The sequence below is a fragment of the Tsukamurella sp. PLM1 genome (assembly GCF_023168325.1).
Taxonomy (GTDB): Bacteria; Actinomycetota; Actinomycetes; order Mycobacteriales; family Mycobacteriaceae; genus Tsukamurella.
Map to the genome: position 1 here is coordinate 2,119,602 of NZ_AP025688.1, position 17,541 is coordinate 2,137,142.

Below are 17,541 nucleotides of genomic sequence, written 5' to 3' on the forward strand. Positions count from 1 at the left end.
TTAGCAAGTCTACAACCTTGCGATTGATCAGCGCAAGGATGGAGGCTTGCGATTTGGGGAGGCGGGGATGAGGCTTGCACTCAGGATCCCAGGCCGGTGGTCAGGGCCTGGATTCCCAGGCTCGACGCGGAGACCGCGATCCACAGCAGCCCGCCGAACACGAGCGGGGTCCATCCGGTGCGCCGCAGTGCACCGAGATCGGTCGACAGGCCGATGGCGGCGAGCGCCCAGGTGATCAGCAGGCCCGAGGCGAGGGCGCAGGCGGACTGCAGGCCGGCGGTGAATTCGAACGCCGAGTTCAGGCCGGCCAGCGCGACGAAGCCGACCAGGAACCAGGGGACGAGCTTGATCGCGCTCGGCCGCGGCCGATCGGCGGCCTCGGGCCGGCGCCGGGCCACGACGTAGGCGAGGACGAGGACCACGGGGATGATCATCAGAGCGCGGGTCAGCTTGACCACGACCGCCGTACGGGTGGCCTCGTCGCCGTAGGTGACTGCGACTGCGACGACCGACGAGGTGTCGTTGACCGCGGTGCCGGCGAACACGCCGAACGCGTGCTGCCCCATGTCCAGCGCGTGGCCGAGCCACGGGAAGGTGAGCACCGCGGCCACGTTGAACACGAACACCGTCGAGAGGGCGTACGCGACCGTCGCGGGCTTGGGCTTGAGCACGGGCGTCACCGCCGCGATGGCCGAGGCGCCGCAGATCGCGGTGCCGACGCCCAGCAGGGTGCGCAGCGTCGGCTCGACCCCGAGTCGGCGACCGAGCAGCGTCGCGGCCGTGAAGCACACCGCCAGCGTGCCGGCCATCACCGGCAACGCCGACGAGCCCACGTCCCAGGCCTGCGCCAGCGAGGCTGCGCGCCGAGTAGTACGACGGCCACCTGCAGCGCCAGTCCGCCGGTGAGCCTGAAGCCGACGGTGGTGCCGTGCCAACGTCGCGCCGGGCGCACCGTGCTCGCGATGACCGCGCCCAGTAGCACGGCGGCCACCGGGGCTCCCAGGATCGGGATCGCGCGCCCCACGACGGTGGCGACCGCCGCGACCGCGAGGGCCAGGGCCGCGCCCGGGACGGCGCGGCGCAGGCGCGATGGCGCGGTGCGGGGCTTCGACGGTGCGGTGGCTGTGCTCATGACAACCACCATCGCGCGGCCGAGCGCGCGGAACTAGCCACAGCTGCGCTATCTACCCATAGACTCGAACTATGGGAACTCCGTCGGTGGAATCGCTGCGGCTGCTGGTGGCGGTGGCCGACCTCGGATCGATCTCCGCTGCCGCGCGGGGTGCCGGATCTCCCAGCCCAGCGCCAGCTCACGGATGCGCCACCTCGAGCGCCAGCTGCGACTGGACCTGCTCGACCGCCGCACGCGAGGAGCCGAGCTCACGCCCGAGGGCGCCGCCGTCACCGAATGGGCGCGGACGGTGGTGAACGCGATGTCGGCGCTGCAGACCGGCGCGGACGCGCTGCGCAGCGATCACACGGTGCGGATCGCCTGCAGCCAGACCATCGCCGAGTACCTCATGCCGGCGTGGCTGGCGCGGCTGCGCGACCACACTGACGAGCCGGTGCACCTGTCCGTCGGCAACACCGCCGCAGTGTTCGCGGAGGTCCGTGGCCACGTCGCGGACCTGGGCTTCGTGGAGGGCCCGACGGTGCCGTCCGACCTCGCCGCGCGCACCGTCCGGACCGACCGGATGCTGCTGGTCGTGGCCCCGGGGCACCGTCTGACCCGCAGGCGCGAGGACCGGCCCGTGACGGCGGAGGAGCTCGCCGCCCTGCCGCTCGTGACCCGCGAGCCCGGCGCCGGCACCCGGGACGCGTTCGAGGGGGCACTGGCCAGGGCGGGCCTGCGGCCGCCCGCGGACTCGGTGGCGCTGGGGACCAACGCCGCGGTGAAGATCATGGTCGCCGCGGGGGACCGGGCGGCGGTGCTCAGCGAGCTCGCCGTCGCCGCCGAACTGCACGACGGCCGACTGGTGGAGGTCCCCACCGACGGAATCGACCTGCATCGGCGCCTGCGCGCGGTGCGGCGCAAGGACGCCGCACCGCGCGATGTGGTCGAGACGCTGCTCGCCGTCGCTAGCGGGCGCGCCGCCGGAATGCGGACAGCACGCCGAGGATGACCACGGTGACCAGCACGAGGAACATCGTGTTGGCGGCCGCCCCGAACAGATCCCCGCGGTCGGACTGCGTGAACACCGTGACCGGCAGCGTCCGCCACGACGCGGGGTAGACCATGATCGTGGCGCCCAACTCGCCCATGCACAGCGCCACAGACAGGCCCGCGGCCGCGGCGATGGACGGCAGCAGCAGCGGCAGGCGCACCGTCAGCAACAGTCGCAGGGACGACGCGCCGAGCGAGCCGCCCACCTTGTCCAGCATCGGGTCCAGCTGCGAGACCGCCGCCGACACCATCGAGTAGGCGAACGCGAACACGAGGACCGCCTGCACCAGGATCACGATCGCGGGCGTCCCGCCGAGGACCAGCGGCGGCGCCGAGAACGCCACCAGCACGCCGAGGCCCACCACCACGGACGGCACGGCGACCGGAAGGTGGAAGAACGCGTCCGCCGGGCCGCGGACCCGGCGCGGCAGCCCCGGGACCGCCAGCGCGGCCCAGGTGCCCGCGACCACGGCGAGCGCCGACGCGAGGACCGCGGTCTGGACCGAGACGCTGATGCTCGCGGCGTTCTCCGGCGTGAACACACCTGCCACGTGATCGGTCGTGAGCGCGGACGGCAGCACGGAGGTCCAGCTCGCGCTGAACGCGGTGATCACCGTGACCGCGATGGGGGTCACCACGAGGCCCAGCAGGACGACGACGAACACCGCCTGCACGACGACTCGCGCCACCGGATTGCGTACCAGCATCACCGGGCTCCTTCCGCATGAGGAGGCGGTACAGGACGTACACGCCGATCGAGATGAGCAACTGCATCGTGGCCAGGACGGCCGCCGAGGCGAAGTCCTGCCCGACGATGGAGCGGGTGTAGATCAGCATCGGGAGCGTGATCACGTCCTTGGCGCCGGTGAACAGCACGATGCCGAACTCGTTGAGCGTGAGCAGGAAGGTGAGCGAACCCGCCGCCGCGAGCGACGGCAGCGCCGCCGGCAGGATCACCCGGCCGATGATCCGCAGCGGACCCGCGCCGAGCGACGACGCGACGTCGATCTGCACCGTCGGGAACTGGCCGAACGCGGCGAGCATCGGCCGCACCACGAACGGCGTGTAGAACGCGATCTCGGCCAGCACGACGCCCCACAGCGAGCTGGTGAAGGATCCCGTCGGTACGCCCAACGCCTGGGCCACGCCCACCGGGCCGAGCAGCACGCCCAGGGCGAGGGGGATCAGGAAGCTGGGGAACGACACCACGACCTCGATCAGCCGCACCACCGCCCCCGACCCGCGGAACGGCACGAACGCGAGCACCGGGCGAGGAACGTCCCAGCGATCAGGCAACCGAGCGTGGACAGGGCCGCGACCTGGACGGTGGTGCCCAGGGCCCTCAGCACGGCACCGTCGGTGAGGGTCTCCCGCCAGGTCGCGAGCCCGGCGGGCCGCTCGGCCTTGTCCGTGAACGTGCGGGCCACGATGCCGGTGAGCGGGTACACGACCGCCACCAGGATGAACGCGACGGGCGGGAGCACCCACACCCAGCCCGGGGCTGCGAAACCGGGACCGGCCGACGGTTCCTGCGGCGCGGGCGGCGCGGGCGGGGTATCGACGACGGCGGTCATCGCGGCACCACCATGACGTCGGCCGGGTCGACCTCGATCCACAGCGTCTCCGCCTTGAGCGGCGGGTCCACGAGGACCGGCACGTCGACGCCGATCCGCTCGCCGGTGTCGACGGCGCGCGCGGTCACGTGCCGGACGGCGCCGCGCCACTGCTCCTGTTCGACCGTCACGCGCAGCCCGTTCGACGGTGCCGTCCGCGTGAACCGCCAGGCCCACGGCCGCACGGCGAGGCCGTGGTCACCGTCGGGCACTGGGCGGGATGACGCGAGCGATCCGGCCGGGAGGACGTCCGCGCCGCCGAGGAAGGTGGCCGTGAACTCGGTGGGCGGGCGGTGGAACAGATCGTCGGTGCGGCCGAGCGCCTCGAGCTTCGCGTCCCGCATGATCGCGACGCGGTCCGCCGTGGCGAGGGCCTCGCTCTGGTCGTGCGTCACGTACACCATCGCCACGTCGGGCAGCTCGGAGCGCAGCCGCTGCAGCTCGCCGAGCATGTCCTTGCGCATCCCGGCGTCGAGCGCCGAGAGCGGCTCGTCGAGCAGCACCACGCCGGGGCGGGTCGCCAGCGCGCGGGCGATCGCGACGCGCTGCTGCTGGCCGCCGGACAGCTGCCGCGGCAGCCGGTCCACGTACTCGGTCATGCCCACCATGCCGAGCACCTCGGCGACGCGCGGCGCGATCGTGGCCCGGTCGGCGCCGCGCGAGCGCAGGCCGAACGCCACGTTCCTCGCGACGCTCATGTGCGGGAACAGCGCATAGCTCTGCACGACGATGCCGATCCCGCGCTTGGCGGGGGACAGGCGAGTCACGTCGCGCCCGTCGATGGTGACGGTGCCCGAGGAGACCTGCTCGAACCCGGCGATCGCCTTGAGCGCGGTCGACTTGCCCGAGCCCGACGGTCCGAGCAGCGCAACGGTCTCGCCGCGGGCCACCTCGAAGCTGCAGTCCCGCAGCGCAACGGTGTCGCCGTACGTGACGCTCACGTTCTCCAGACCCACCGCGACGCGGCGGCGCACCGTCCGGTCCACGGCGTCGTCGTCGAGGCCCTTCGGGGAGACGACGGTGCGCTCGGCGCGCCGGTCCTGCCCGCTCACTGTCCCGTGGCCTTCTCGTAGGCCTTGATGTCGGCATCCAGACCGGTGAGGACCTCGTCCCAGTTCGGGTACCAGATCTCGACGCCGTCGAGGGCCTTGCGGAACGCGTCGGCCTCGGGGCCGGACGCGGTGACATCGGAGCGGACCGGCGCGCCCCAGGCGCGGGCGGGCACGTTCTGCTGGACGTCGTTCGAGAGCAGGTGCTCCATCAGCTTCGTGCCGTTGGCCGCGTGCGGCGCCTTGTCGGCGAGTCCCATGTAGTACGGCAGCGCGACGGTGGTGCGCTTACCGTTCCAGGTCGGGTAGAAGACCTCGTAGGCGACCTTGTCGGCAGCGATCGCGGCGAGCGCCATCTGGACGTCGGAGTTCGCGACGGTGAGCTCGCCCTTCGAGGTCTTGGGGCCCAGCTTGCCGGTGGAGGTCGACGGGCCGACGTTGTTGGGCTGGACCTCGGCGAGGTACTTCAGGGCGGCCTCCTTGCCCATCACGTGCTGCAGGAGCAGCAGCAGCGCGGTGCCGTCGCCGGCCTTGCCCGGCGTGGAGTACTGGATCTTCTGCTTGTAGGCGGGGCCGGTGAACTCGGTCCAGTCGGCGGGCTTCGGCTGCGCCGCCGTGTTGCGGATCATCGCGAAGTAGTTGTTGACGACGGCCACGTACGAGCCGTCGGCGGCCTTCAGCTCGGCGGGCACGGCGGACGTGTCGATCTGCGACTTCGCCAGCGAGCCCTGCTGCTGTGCCTGCTGGATGAAGGGCGGCAGCGTGACGAGCACATCGACCTGCGGGTTCGCCTTCTCCTTCTGGGCGCGGGAGACGACCTCGCCCGATCCGGCCTCGACCAGCGCCACCTTGATGCCGGTGGCCCGGGTGAAGCTCTCGAACTCTGCCTTGTACCAGTCGCCGAGGCCGTCGGCGCTGTAGACGGTGACGGTATCCGCCGAGGCGGTGCCGCCGCCGGTGCCGCCGCACGCGGCGACGGAGTACATCGCGGCGGCGACCGCGACGGCGGTCAGGGAACGGGAGACGCGCATGGGGGATTGCCCTTCGTTGTCGGTGGAGCGGAGGGGGTGGAGGGGTGTGACGGGGTGGTGGACGGGTCAGGACGGGAAGTGCCGGCGGGCGAGGCCGTGGGCGATGGTCATGCCGACGCCGGAGGTCACGACGCGCACGCTGAGGCGCTCCTCCGGATCGGCGACGAGGTACGGACGCAGGGGACTCGAGGCGTAGACGCCCTGCCAGCGCTCGATGATCCGCAGCCCGTCGACGCCCAGGACCCGGGCGGTTTCGGCGCGCAGGGTCTCGGTGACGGCCTCGTCGAGGAACGGGTCGACGGTGCGCCCTGTGTGGTGCGAGTCGCCGATCAGCAGCGTGCCGTCGGGACGCTGGGTGAACATGACGTTCGCGTCGATGTCGAGCAGGTCGGGCCGGTCTTCTTCCATCCGGGTGCGGAGCGCGGCCGCGGCGGTGGTCTCGGCGAAGGCGGGGTAGCGCAGGAGTGAGGTGGCGGTGAGCACCGCGGGCGTCACAACGGCGCCGGGGTCCGCGGTACGGGCCATCTGCAGCGCGCATCGCTGCACTTCGTGCTCCTCGGCGAGGGCGGGGTACAGGTGGTCGAGATCGTGCCCGACGCAGACGATCACGCGCTGGGCGTCGATCGGGCCGCGGCTGGTGTGGGCGCGGTTCCCGTCGAAGCCGAGGTAGGCGGTGCCGAAGACGACGGTGCCGCCCGGCTGTGCGCCGACCCAGGCGGCGAGCCGCGCGACGGTCACCCGCGGGTCCACGCGCAGGTCCTTCAGGAGGGCGGCGCCGCCCACCACGTCGTCGGCGCCGCCGCCGGGAGTTCGGCGCGCACCTGGCCGGCGGTGCGGAGGACGACATCGTCGGGTCGCGCCGCGGCGAGTTCCTCGAGGACGGCGAGCTCGGTGGCGTGGCGCGCGACCGCGAGGCCCCCGGTCGCGCGGGCGCCGAGGCCGGCGCGGCCGTCCAGGTCGAGCCAGCGTTCGCGGGCGAGGTGCGCGAGCTCGGCGAGATCGCCCGACTGCCCGGTCACGCACGCGTGCCCGAAGTTGCGGATCGACGCGCCCACGGCCCGGCCGTCGCGCTCGACGACGGTCACCGTCAGGCCCCGTTCGAGGGCCTCGACGGCGTGCGCGAGGCCGACGACTCCGGCGCCGACGACGAGGACGTCCGTTGCGTTGTTCATGGCATGAAGCGTGGCGGCACGGCCATGCCGTTGGCAAGGCCGGAAGTCCGATGTCTATACAAGTTGGGAGATGTGCATCCAGGTAAACGTGCTGTTCATCTGGTGTTCAGAGTGTGTCGTGGCTCGGCGGGGATTCACTTGTATGATCAAGAATGTGGCTGCTGCTCCTCTTCATCGACGCCTCGCGGACGAGTTCCGCGCCCGGATCGAGTCCGGCCGCTGGCCGGAGGGCGAGCAGGCGCCGAGCGAGGCCGCGCTGTGCGAGGAGTTCGGCACGTCCCGAGGTCCGGTCCGCCAGGCGCTGGCCTCGTTGCGGGCGGAAGGGCTGATCGTCGGTGGGCGGGGCCGATCGCCGCTGGTGCGCCGTAACGTGCCGAGCCACGCGGCCAGCGCGCTCGGGTCCTTCACGGGTTGGGCACGCGAGCACGGACGCGAACCGGGGCAGCGGACCGTGCTCCAGGCGCGGGTGCCGGCGAGCGCCGAGATCGCCGAACGCCTCCAGGTGGCCGAGGGCGAGCCGGTGCTCGAACTTCATCGGCTGCGCACGCTCGACGGCGCGCCCGCGCTGCTCGAGACGATGTACTTCGTGTGGTCGCTGGGATGCCGTCTCATGGAGTTCGATCCGGACTCCGGGTCGGTGAATCGGTTCCTGCTGGATCACGGCGCCGACCTCTATGCCTCCACGCACCAGCTCGACGCCGTCGCCGCCACCGCTGACGAGGCCGACCGGCTGGGCCTGGCCGAGGGGGCGCCGTTGCTGCGGGTGCGGCGTACCACCACCGACGCCGCCGGCGACGTCGTCGAATACGCCGAGGATCGCTACGCGCCCGGCCTCACCACCGTGATCGTGGAGAACCGACTCTTCGCGGCGCCCTCGGCGAATCCGCCCGCGCTGCGATCCGTACCCGTCAGGAGAGACGCATGACTGCACCGGCCCGCACCATCGAACTCGTCGCGCTGGACATGGCCGGCACCACGATCGACGACGGCGGCGCCGTCTACGAGGCTCTCCGCGGTGCCGTCGAGGACGCCGGTGCGTCGGTCGCCCAGGCGGACCTGCAGACCTGGATGGGGACCGACAAGGTGGAGGCGATCACCAACCTGTTGCGCCTCGGCGGCGTTGCGCCGACGGCCGAGCGCGTCGAGGCGGGCTTCGCCCGTTTCCGTGAGCGCCTGCTTCACGCCTACGCCGCGACCCCGCCCACAGCGATCGCCGGCGTACCCGCCGCGCTCGCCGAGCTCCGGGAGCGGGGGATCAAGGTGGCCCTCACCACTGGGTTCGACGATGCCGTGGCCCTCCCGCTGCTCGCCGCGCTCGGCTGGAAGATCGGCGACGGTGCCGACGCGGCCGTCGACGCGGTGGTCACCACCTCCGACGTGGCCGCGGGTCGCCCGGCGCCGTACATGATCCACCGCGCGATGGAGCGCACCGGCGTCCACGACGTCCGCCGCGTGCTCGCCGCGGGTGACACGGCCGTCGACGTGCAGGCCGCGAACAATGCGGGCGCCGTGTCCGTGGGCGTCCTCACCGGCAAGGCCGCCCGGCACGTGCTCGCCGATGCCGGCGCAGACCACGTGCTCGGCGGCGTCGTCGACATCCCGGCGCTGCTCGGCCGGTGACAGCCGCGATCGTCGGCGGAGTGTAGCCGCGCACACCATCCGCAAGCCAGAGGGCTTGCTTTCCAGCTTGTCAAGCCTGATGGCTTGCGGGCACGCGGGCGTCGATGAATAGGCCCGTGATCCCGATCGCCATGAGCGCGCCGCTGACCACCACGAGCCAGGGCGAGGAGTCGCCTGTCAGGGCGTCGCCGAGCAGCACCACGGCGATGGTGCCGGGTGCGAGGCCCGCCACCGTCGCTCCGAAGTACGGCCACAACGGCACCGGGGAGAGCGCCGAGGCGTAGTTGACGAGGAGAAGGGCGCCGCCGCGATCAACCGCAGTGACCCCACCGCCAGCCACCCGCGGGCCCGCAGCCGCGCCGCGACGGGAAAGTAGGCGCGGTGCTCGCGAACCCGCGCGATGAGTACCGACGGATGCCGGCGGTCGATCTCACGGACCACGACGAACGCGATCACCGCCGCGGCCGTCGACGACACCATGCACAGCAGGATGCCGATCGGGCCGAACAGCACCCCGGACGACACGGTGAACACAGTCCGAGGGATGGGGAACACCGTCACCGCGATGTGCGTGAGCACGAACAGCACCACGAACCAGGAGCCCGTGGCGTCGGCCCACGCGCGCACCGTCGACACGGCGGGCGTCGGGAGCAGCATGCCGAGCGCCACGAGCGCCAGGACGACGCCGCACCCCACGGCCGCGCGGATCACCAGGCCGCGGTCGCCGGGCCGGAGCCGGGATTCGTTGTCGCTCACGTCGAGCCAACATACGCGGTGGCCGCGCGGAGTGCCGTGACCCTACTGGGGCGTAGATATATCCATCGGTTAACGTGGGTTCTCATCGACCCGGCGTGTGCTGGGACACAGGTGAGGAGGTCTCGTGGCGGACAGTCCCTACGAAGCATGGCGCGGGTCCGTCGGTGCCGTGCTCGCGAAGTCGCGCGGCGGAACGCCGCCCGAGGATCCGATCGCCGCACTCACCACGCCGACCGAGGACGACGGGGTCCAGATCGCGCCGCTGTACTCGCAACGCGACGAGCTTCCGGAGGCACCGTTGCCCGGCGTCTTCCCCTACGTCCGCGGCGGCAACGCCACCCCGGACGTCCGTCTGGGCTGGAAGGTCGCGGAGCGCTTCGACGCCGATGCGGACTCGGCCGACGTGCTCGGCGCGCTGGAGTCCGGCGCGAGCGCGCTGTGGATCACCCGTCCCGATCCCGCGCCGCTGCTCGACGGCGTGTACCCGGACATGGCGCCGATCCTGCTGACGGCCGGCTCGGACGTCGCCGACGCCGCCGCCCAGGTGTACGCCGCGCTCGGCCGGGCGGCGGAGTCCGACGCGTACCGCCCCGACCTCGTGCGCGTCAGCCTCGGCGCGGCGCCGTTGACCTCACAGGTCGTTGGACGCGCGGACATCTCCGTCGACGAGGCGACTGATCTGTCCCGCGCGGCCGACGCCCGGCGCGAGGACGTCCGGGCCGTCGTCGTCGACGGTGCCGACCTGCACAACGCCGGCGCGACCGCCGCCCAGGAGCTGGGTCTCGCCGCGGCCGCTGCGCTCGACCACGTGCGCGCCCTGACCACCGCCGGTCTCGGCGTCGCCGCCGCGCTGAACCAGCTCACGATCCGGCTGGCCGCCACGGACGACCAGTTCCTCACGCTCGCGAAGGTGCGCGCGTGGCGCTCGGTCTGGGCGCGGGTCGCACAGCACCTAGGGGCTCCCGAGGCCGGCAATGCGCCCGTGCACGTCGTGACGTCGCTCGCGGCCACCACCCAGCGCGATCCGTGGGTGAACCTGCTCCGGACCACCGTCGCCGCGTTCGGTGCGGGCGTCGGTGGCGCCGACTACGTCACCACGCTCGGCTACGACGCGGCCCTGCCGGGCGGTGTCGAGGGCTATTCGGCCGCTTTCTCGCGGCGCATCGCCCGCAACACGCAGTTGCTGCTGCTGGAGGAGTCGAACCTCGGCCGGGTCGTCGACCCCGGCGCCGGCTCGTGGCACGTGGAATCGCTCACCGACGACCTGGCCCGCGCCGCCTGGGGGCAGCTGCAGGCGACCGAGCGCGCCGGCGGATTCGCCCGCGGCGTCGCCGACGAGACCATCGGTGCCCGCCTCGGCGAGGCCGCGGACCGTCGGGATTCGGCGGTGGCACGCGCGCGCGCAAGCTGACCGGCGTCAACGAGTTCCCGAACCTCGCGGAGCCGGCCATCGCACCGACGGCGGCGACGAACGGCCCCGTCGTACGGTCGTACGCCGCGCCCTTCGAGGCCCTGCGCGCCCGCTCCGACGCCTTCCTGCGCGAGCACGGCGTCCGCCCACGGATCCGGATGGTGACCATCGGCACCGTCGCGCAGCACAACGGCCGGTCGACCTTCCTGACGAACCTGCTCGCCTCCGGCGGCATCGAGACGGTGCTGGACGCGGCCGAGCAGGCCGCCGGCGCCGCCACGCTCGACGGCTCGCCGGGCGCGCGGATCGCGGCGCTCGCGGGTGCCGACGCCGGCTACGCCGAGGAGGGTGAGGCCGGCCCGGAGCCTGCGCGATGAGGGGAACCTGGTCCTGCTCGCGGGTGCGCCGGGCACCGTCGACGACGGCCTCATCGACATCTACCTGCACGCGAAGATCGATGCGGCCGCCGCGCTCGACGATCTGCTGACCCGGCTGGGGGCATGAGATGACCGACACCACCATCGGCAGTTTCGCCGACGTCCCCTTCGAGGAGCTGCCCGCCGCCGCGCCGTCGAGCGCGGACGTGGACGCCTTCGTCGACGCCTCGGCGGCCGCGTACGCCTACACCCCGGACCAGCTCACCTGGACCACCCCGGAGGGCATCGACGTCAAGCCGGTCTACACCCGCGCGGACCGCGACGCCGTCGCCGAGGCCGGTTACCCCGTCGACTCGTACCCGGGCGCGGTGCCGTTCATCCGCGGCCCGTATCCGACGATGTACGTCAACCAGCCGTGGACGATCCGGCAGTACGCCGGCTTCTCCACCGCCGCCGAGTCCAACGCCTTCTACCGGCGCAACCTCGCCGCCGGCCAGAAGGGCCTTTCGGTCGCCTTCGACCTCGCGACTCACCGCGGGTACGACTCCGACCACCCGCGCGTCACCGGCGACGTGGGCATGGCCGGCGTGGCGATCGACTCGATCCTCGACATGCGGCAGCTGTTCGACGGCATCGACCTGGGCGGGGTCTCCGTCTCGATGACGATGAACGGCGCGGTGCTGCCGATCCTCGCGCTCTACGTGGTGGCGGCCGAGGAGCAGGGCGTGGGCCCGGAGAAGCTCGCGGGCACCATCCAGAACGACATCCTCAAAGAGTTCATGGTGCGGAACACTTACATCTATCCGCCCGCGCCCTCGATGCGGATCATCTCGGACATCTTCGGGTACACCTCGCAGATGATGCCGAAGTTCAACTCGATCTCCATCTCCGGCTACCACATCCAGGAGGCCGGGGCGACGGCCGATCTGGAGCTCGCGTACACGCTGGCCGACGGTGTCGAGTACATCAAGGCCGGCATCGAGGCGGGCCTCGACGTGGACAAGTTCGCGCCCCGCCTGTCGTTCTTCTGGGGCATCGGCATGAACTTCTTCATGGAGGTCGCCAAGCTCCGCGCCGCGCGCCTGCTGTGGAGCGAACTGGTCGCCGAGTTCGACGCCAAGAACAGCAAGTCGCTGTCGCTGCGCACGCACTCGCAGACCTCGGGTTGGTCGCTTACCGCGCAGGACGTGTTCAACAACGTGGCGCGCACCTGTGTCGAGGCGATGGCGGCCACGCAGGGGCACACCCAGTCGCTGCACACCAACGCCCTCGACGAGGCGATCGCGCTGCCGACGGACTTCTCCGCCCGCATCGCCCGCAACACGCAGCTGGTGCTGCAGCAGGAGTCCGGCACCACCCGGCCGATCGACCCGTGGGGCGGCTCGTACTACGTCGAGACGCTCACCCACGAGCTGGCCGAGCGCGCCCGGGCCCACATCCGGGAGGTGCAGGAGGCCGGCGGCATGGCGAAGGCCATCAGCGAGGGCATCCCGAAGCTGCGCATCGAGGAGGCCGCGGCCCGCACCCAGGCCCGCATCGACTCGGGCCGCCAGCCCGTGATCGGCGTCAACAAGTACCAGGTGGCCGAGGACACGGCGATCGAGCTGCTCAAGGTGGACAACACGAAGGTCCGCGCCGAGCAGCTCGCGAAGCTCGAGCAGCTGCGGGCCGAGCGCGACCCCGAGGCAGTCAAGGCCGCCCTGGCGAACCTGACGCGCGCCGCGGGCTCCGCTGAGGGCGGTATGGAGAACAACCTCCTGGCGCTGGCGATCGACGCGGCGCGGGCGAAGGCCACCGTCGGCGAGATCTCGGACGCACTCGAGCAGGTCTACGGCCGCCATCAGGCCGAGATCCGTACGCTCAGTGGCGTGTACCGCGACGAGGCCGGCGCGGCCGGCAACATCCAGACGGCCACCGAGCTGGTCGAGAAGTTCGAGGAGGCCGACGGCCGCCGTCCCGCGTGCTCATCGCCAAGATGGGCCAGGACGGCCACGACCGCGGCCAGAAGGTGATCGCCACCGCGTTCGCCGACCTCGGCTTCGACGTCGACGTTGGCCCGCTGTTCTCCACCCCGGAGGAGGTCGCGCAGCAGGCCGCCGACAACGACGTGCACGTCGTCGGTGTCTCGTCGCTCGCCGCGGGGCACCTCACGCTGGTGCCCGCGCTGCGCGACGCGCTCGCGGAGGTCGGCCGCCCCGACATCACGATCGTGGTGGGCGGCGTCATCCCGCCGGGCGACTTCGACGAGCTGTACGCGGCCGGCGCCTCGGCGATCTACCCGCCCGGCACCGTCATCGCCGACGCGGCGGTGAACCTGCTGCACGAGCTGGGGAACAAGCTGGGGTACCAGCTGGCGTGATCACCGTCGCCGAACTCGCGGACGGGGTCCGGGCCGACAAGCGCGCCGTGCTGGCGCGCGCCATCACCCTCGTCGAGTCCCGGCGCCCCGACCATCAGGCCCTCGCGCAGGAGCTGCTGCTCGAGGTGACGCCGGGACCGGACGCGCCGATCGCCACCCGCGTGGGGATCACCGGCGTGCCCGGGGTGGAAGTCGACCACCATCGAGGCCCTGGGCAACCACCTGATCTCGTTGGGGCACAAGGTCGCCGTGCTCGCCGTGGACCCGTCGTCCACGCGGAGCGGCGGATCCATCCTGGGCGACAAGACGCGCATGGGCACTCTCGCCGTGAACCCGCGCGCGTACATCCGGCCGTCGCCCACCTCGGGCACGCTCGGCGGCGTCGCGAAGGCCACCCGCGAGACCATGGTGCTCATGGAGGCCGCCGGCTTCGACGTGATCCTGGTCGAGACCGTCGGCGTGGGACAGTCCGAGGTCACCGTCGCGAACATGGTGGACACGTTCACCTTCCTCACGCTGGCTCGCACCGGCGACCAGCTGCAGGGCATCAAGAAGGGCGTGCTCGAGCTCGCCGACGTGGTGGCGGTCAACAAGGCCGACGGGGACCACGTCGTCGAGGCCCGCGTCGCGGCCCGCGAGCTGTCGAGCGCGCTGCGCCTGATCCACCCGCGCGGCTCCCTGTGGCGCCCGCCGGTGCTCACGCAGAGCGCCGTCGAGGGCACCGGCATTCCCGAGTTCTGGGACGCCGTCCTCCGGCACCGCAGCACGCTGCAGGAGGCGGGGGAGTTCGATCGCCGCCGCCGGCAGCAGCAAGTCGACTGGACCTGGACGATGGTCCGGGACGCGATCCTCGGGCGGGTCGAGCACTCCGACGGTGTCCGGTCCGTTCGGTCCGGCGTCGAAGCGTCCGTACAGGACGGCTCGCTCACCCCGCTCTCGCCGCGCAGCGCATCCTGGACGCCTTCGACGGTCGCTGAGCTCCGCAGCGACGGGTCGGGAGCGGCGACGACGCTTCCGTGTCACGATGGGGACATGTCGGCACTGGTGATCTGCGCGTCCAAGCATCACGGCAACACGCGGAAGGTGGCCGATCGGATCGGTGACGTCCTGAACGCCTCGGTGCTCACCCCCTCAGAGGTGACGCCGGACCGGATCGACGCGGCCGACGTGGTCGGTTTCGGCTCGGGCGTCTACTGGATGGCCTTCGAACCCGACCTCGTCCGCCTCGTTCGCGGCCTGACGGCGAAGCCGCGCGGCACCGCGTTCGTCTACGCCACGAGCGGTCTGCCCGAGACGCCGCTGCGTCGGTACACGCGGGACCTGGCCGGCCTGCTGACGGACGCGGGATTTCAGGTGGTGCCGGAAGTCTTCCACTGTCGTGGGCTCGACACGATGGGTCCGTTCGGACTGGTCGGCGGCATGAACAAGGGGCGTCCCAGTGCGACGGACCTCGCCGCGGCCGACGCCTTCGCGCGCCGCCTGCTGGCTCAAGAGGGGTAAGTGGACGGCGTTCGCCTGCTCGGTTGTGATGTAGATCACACCGGCCTAGTGTGAGGCTTGTGCCTTCAAGGGTCGCTGACAACATTGTAAATGCTTTGTATGCGTTCGGGTTTCGTCACGCATATGGCATTCATGGTGCCAATTCGGAGGACCTGTTCGCCGCGTTGCTCCGGGCTCCGGCGCACCGGCGGCTGGTGGTGACCATCGCTAAACACGAGTTCGGAGCCGGGGCGATGGCGGACGGTTCGACGAGGATGACGGGACGGCCCGCCTGCCTCATCGCGACCTCGGGTGGCGCCGCCATGAACTGCGTGCCGGCCCTCGCGGAGGCCTACCAGTCGCGGGTGCCGGTCCTCGCCCTGATCGGCAGCCCGCCGACCGTCGCCGAGGGCGCGGCGCGTTCCAGGACATGTGCGCAGCGCCCCGCACAGTCGATGTGCTCGCCGTCCTGCGCGGGGTGACGGGCTTCGCCGCCAAGGTCTCCGGGCCGCGGGACCTCGCTCCAGCGCTCGACGGTGCCTTCGCCGCACTGGAGCAGGGGCTACCGGCGGCGCCCGGTGCCGAAGGACGTCCAGGTCGCCGACTGTCCGGGGCGAGTGGGGCGCCCGCCCGTGCCGGGACGGCCGGAGGCACCGTCGGACGAGGTGATCCGACTCGTCCGCGCGGCCCGCAGGCCGCTCATCCTGCTCGGCGAGGCGGCTTCCCGGCCCGGCTCGCCGGGCCGGTCGCGGAACTGGCCTCCGCCACGGGTGCCGTGATCGCCGTCGGGCCCAACGGCCGGGACGCCGCGCCGCCGACCGCCGTCGTGGGCGTCGCGGGTGTGATGGGGCACCCGTCCGTCCCGCAGGTCGCCGCCGAGGCCGACCTCGTACTCGCGATCGGCACCGACCTCGATCTCATGGACCGCACCGGGCTCGACGAGGCGATGGACGTCACCTGCACGGTGCACGTCGCGGTCGAGCAGCCGTTGCGCGAGGTCACGATCCACGAGCCCGCCCGCGACCTCGCCGCGTACACCCGGTCCCTGACGGCCGCCCTCGGCTCCCGCGTCCGCGTGCCCTGGACGGACGCCGCACCTGTTCCGATCACCGTGCCGAGGAACGACTCCGGGCTGATGACCTGCGCGGACGCCGTCGATGCGCTAGCCGCCGCCATCCCCGCCGACGCCCTCGTCTTCGCGGACGCCGGCAACGCCGGGGCCGCCGCGGTGCACCGCCTGCCCCTCGGCACCGGCGAGCGCTTCCTGGTCGCCCTGGGGATGGGCGGTATGGGCCACGGCATCGCGGCGGGCGTCGGCGCGGCGATCGCCACCGGCAGGCCCACGGTGATCCTCGCCGGCGACGGCGCCTTCTTCATGCACGGCATGGAGATCCACACCGCCATCGAGGCCGGGGCACCCGTCGTGCTCGTGGTGCTCAACAACGACGCGCACGGCATGTGCGTCGCGCGGGAGGACGCGTTCTTCCCGGATCTGCCCAGCATCAACCGGTTCCGTCCCAGCCACATCGCCGCCGGCCTCGCCGCCATGTTCCCGGACCTGCCCGTCCGCTCGGCCACCACGCCCGACGGTGCGCGGTCCGCCTTCGCCGAGCTCGTGGCCGGGCCGCCGGCGGACCGTCGTGTCTGGAGATCGCGACCGACCCGCTCGAGGTACCGCCGTTCGCCGCCCTGCTGCCCGACACCGCGAAGGAGCATTCGTGATCCCCATCATCGATATCGAGGGAACCATCCGGATCGAGAGTCACCCGCGCCCGGTCGCGCAGCCGATCCTCGTCGACCGCATGCGCTCGGTGTACCCGCACCAGCAGATCTACGGCGACTTCTGCCCCGTGCAGTCGTACGTGGACGCCCCGCCCGACGAGTTGTACGCCTGGCTCGCCGACACCCGCTCCCTGGAGGAGTGGACGTACAGCCTGCGCGGCTTCCGGGAGACCGACGAGGCAGGCCTCTGGGTGGCGCGGGACATGCTCGGTGCCGACACCGAGATCTACACCCGCACCGTCGCGCACCCGGACGCACGGACCGTCGACTACCACTGCGCCTGGGACCAGGGGAAACACCTCTGGATGATCTACCTGATGCGGGTCGTCGACGCGCAGCTGGTGCTGAACCGGCCCGGTTCGGTGGTGCTCTGGGTCAACTGCCACCACCCCTTCTACGACGAGAACCCGTACCCCGAGACGGCGCCGCCCGGCCGCCCGGTGTGGGTCGGCGACCTGTGGGACACCTTCGAGCGGGGCACCAGATGGAGCTCGAGAACCTCAAGGCGATCGCCGAGTACCGGCACGCGCACGGTGAGCCGGTCAAGCCCGAATGGATGACGTCGAGCGCCCCCGCCGCGACGCCGCGGATCGTGGGGCTCGCCTCGCACCTCCCCGAGAACCGGGTTCCCGCCGCGTACTTCCGCCAGTTCGCCGACGCCGACAGCCGCACACTCACCTCGAACCCGATGTTCGCGCCGCCCGCCTTCCGGCACCACGCGGCGGCGG

Annotated in this window: 14 protein-coding genes and 6 pseudogenes; 10 read left to right on the plus strand and 10 right to left on the minus strand. The window is 72.0% G+C overall.

The window, feature by feature from the left end:
• Positions 1-80: 80 nt before the first annotated feature.
• Together MTP03_RS10985 and MTP03_RS10990 are read right to left on the minus strand one after the other, a co-directional pair.
• Complete coding sequence (locus tag MTP03_RS10985; RefSeq protein ID WP_248491928.1) at positions 81-833, minus strand: YeiH family protein; 753 nt, start codon at positions 831-833, stop codon at positions 81-83.
• Positions 809-1,132 carry a hypothetical protein gene (locus tag MTP03_RS10990; RefSeq protein ID WP_248491929.1) on the minus strand — a complete coding sequence of 108 codons (324 nt, stop codon included), beginning with the start codon at positions 1,130-1,132 and terminating at the stop codon, positions 809-811. Before MTP03_RS10990 ends, MTP03_RS10985 begins: the two co-directional genes overlap by 25 nt.
• Positions 1,133-1,316: 184 nt before the next feature.
• On the opposite strand from MTP03_RS10990, the gene MTP03_RS10995 reads away from it, so the two are divergent.
• Positions 1,317-2,123, plus strand: coding sequence for a LysR substrate-binding domain-containing protein (locus MTP03_RS10995; RefSeq protein WP_248491930.1), 807 nt, complete (start codon positions 1,317-1,319; stop codon positions 2,121-2,123).
• On the opposite strand, the gene MTP03_RS11000 is transcribed toward MTP03_RS10995, so the two are convergent.
• The 6 genes and pseudogenes from MTP03_RS11000 to MTP03_RS11025 all read right to left on the minus strand — a co-directional run bounded on the left by MTP03_RS11000 (position 2,080) and on the right by MTP03_RS11025 (position 7,029).
• Positions 2,080-2,871: an ABC transporter permease gene (locus MTP03_RS11000; protein WP_248491931.1), complete on the minus strand. Its 792-nt coding sequence runs from the start codon at positions 2,869-2,871 to the stop codon at positions 2,080-2,082. The two genes, MTP03_RS10995 and MTP03_RS11000, sit on opposite strands and share 44 nt — an antisense overlap.
• A 1-nt stretch (position 2,872) precedes the next feature.
• A pseudogene (locus MTP03_RS11005) lies at positions 2,873-3,738 on the minus strand (2-aminoethylphosphonate ABC transporter permease subunit); the annotation flags it as partial.
• A complete protein-coding gene (locus tag MTP03_RS11010) occupies positions 3,735-4,829 on the minus strand; it encodes an ABC transporter ATP-binding protein (RefSeq protein WP_371820944.1) in 1,095 nt (364 codons plus the stop codon). The pseudogene MTP03_RS11005 and the gene MTP03_RS11010, both read right to left, overlap by 4 nt.
• Complete coding sequence (locus MTP03_RS11015) at positions 4,826-5,857, minus strand: 2-aminoethylphosphonate ABC transporter substrate-binding protein (protein WP_248491932.1); 1,032 nt, start codon at positions 5,855-5,857, stop codon at positions 4,826-4,828. Before MTP03_RS11015 ends, MTP03_RS11010 begins: the two co-directional genes overlap by 4 nt.
• Positions 5,858-5,923: 66 nt before the next feature.
• Complete coding sequence (locus MTP03_RS11020; RefSeq protein WP_248491934.1) at positions 5,924-6,607, minus strand: FAD-dependent oxidoreductase; 684 nt, start codon at positions 6,605-6,607, stop codon at positions 5,924-5,926.
• Positions 6,608-6,618: 11 nt separating this feature from the next.
• A complete protein-coding gene (locus MTP03_RS11025; protein ID WP_248491935.1) occupies positions 6,619-7,029 on the minus strand; it encodes an FAD-dependent oxidoreductase in 411 nt (136 codons plus the stop codon).
• Between the two features lie 10 nt (positions 7,030-7,039).
• Here MTP03_RS11025 and MTP03_RS11030 point away from each other — a divergent pair, with 10 nt between their 5' ends.
• Together MTP03_RS11030 and MTP03_RS11035 are read left to right on the plus strand one after the other, a co-directional pair.
• A complete protein-coding gene (locus tag MTP03_RS11030) occupies positions 7,040-7,954 on the plus strand; it encodes a GntR family transcriptional regulator (protein WP_248491936.1) in 915 nt (304 codons plus the stop codon).
• On the plus strand, positions 7,951-8,649 hold the full coding sequence (locus MTP03_RS11035; RefSeq protein ID WP_248491939.1) for a phosphonatase-like hydrolase: 699 nt from the start codon (positions 7,951-7,953) through the stop codon (positions 8,647-8,649). Before MTP03_RS11030 ends, MTP03_RS11035 begins: the two co-directional genes overlap by 4 nt.
• Positions 8,650-8,719: 70 nt before the next feature.
• Here MTP03_RS11035 and MTP03_RS22765 read toward each other — a convergent pair whose 3' ends face one another.
• Together MTP03_RS22765 and MTP03_RS11040 are read right to left on the minus strand one after the other, a co-directional pair.
• Positions 8,720-8,848, minus strand: coding sequence for a hypothetical protein (locus MTP03_RS22765; protein ID WP_256465263.1), 129 nt, complete (start codon positions 8,846-8,848; stop codon positions 8,720-8,722).
• Complete coding sequence (locus MTP03_RS11040; protein WP_248491940.1) at positions 8,827-9,405, minus strand: TVP38/TMEM64 family protein; 579 nt, start codon at positions 9,403-9,405, stop codon at positions 8,827-8,829. The genes MTP03_RS22765 and MTP03_RS11040 overlap by 22 nt, the downstream gene beginning before the upstream one ends.
• A 124-nt stretch (positions 9,406-9,529) precedes the next feature.
• Between MTP03_RS11040 and MTP03_RS11045 the strand changes: the two are divergent.
• The 7 genes and pseudogenes from MTP03_RS11045 to MTP03_RS11080 all read left to right on the plus strand — a co-directional run.
• Positions 9,530-11,320, plus strand: a pseudogene (locus MTP03_RS11045) (methylmalonyl-CoA mutase family protein).
• Position 11,321: 1 nt separating this feature from the next.
• Positions 11,322-13,552, plus strand: a pseudogene (scpA, locus tag MTP03_RS11050) (methylmalonyl-CoA mutase).
• A pseudogene (meaB, locus tag MTP03_RS11055) lies at positions 13,552-14,529 on the plus strand (methylmalonyl Co-A mutase-associated GTPase MeaB). Before scpA ends, meaB begins: the two co-directional pseudogenes overlap by 1 nt.
• 55 nt (positions 14,530-14,584) lie before the next feature.
• A complete protein-coding gene (locus tag MTP03_RS11060; RefSeq protein ID WP_248491941.1) occupies positions 14,585-15,052 on the plus strand; it encodes a flavodoxin domain-containing protein in 468 nt (155 codons plus the stop codon).
• A gap of 59 nt (positions 15,053-15,111) precedes the next feature.
• Positions 15,112-15,513 (plus strand): thiamine pyrophosphate-binding protein, encoded by a 402-nt coding sequence (locus MTP03_RS11065; RefSeq protein WP_248491942.1) that lies wholly within the window; start codon positions 15,112-15,114, stop codon positions 15,511-15,513.
• Positions 15,462-16,520, plus strand: a pseudogene (locus MTP03_RS23640) (thiamine pyrophosphate-dependent enzyme); the annotation flags it as partial. The gene MTP03_RS11065 and the pseudogene MTP03_RS23640, both read left to right, overlap by 52 nt.
• A 229-nt stretch (positions 16,521-16,749) precedes the next feature.
• Positions 16,750-17,378 (plus strand): annotated as a pseudogene (locus MTP03_RS11080) (SRPBCC family protein); the annotation flags it as partial.
• Between the last annotated feature and the right edge of the window lie 163 nt (positions 17,379-17,541).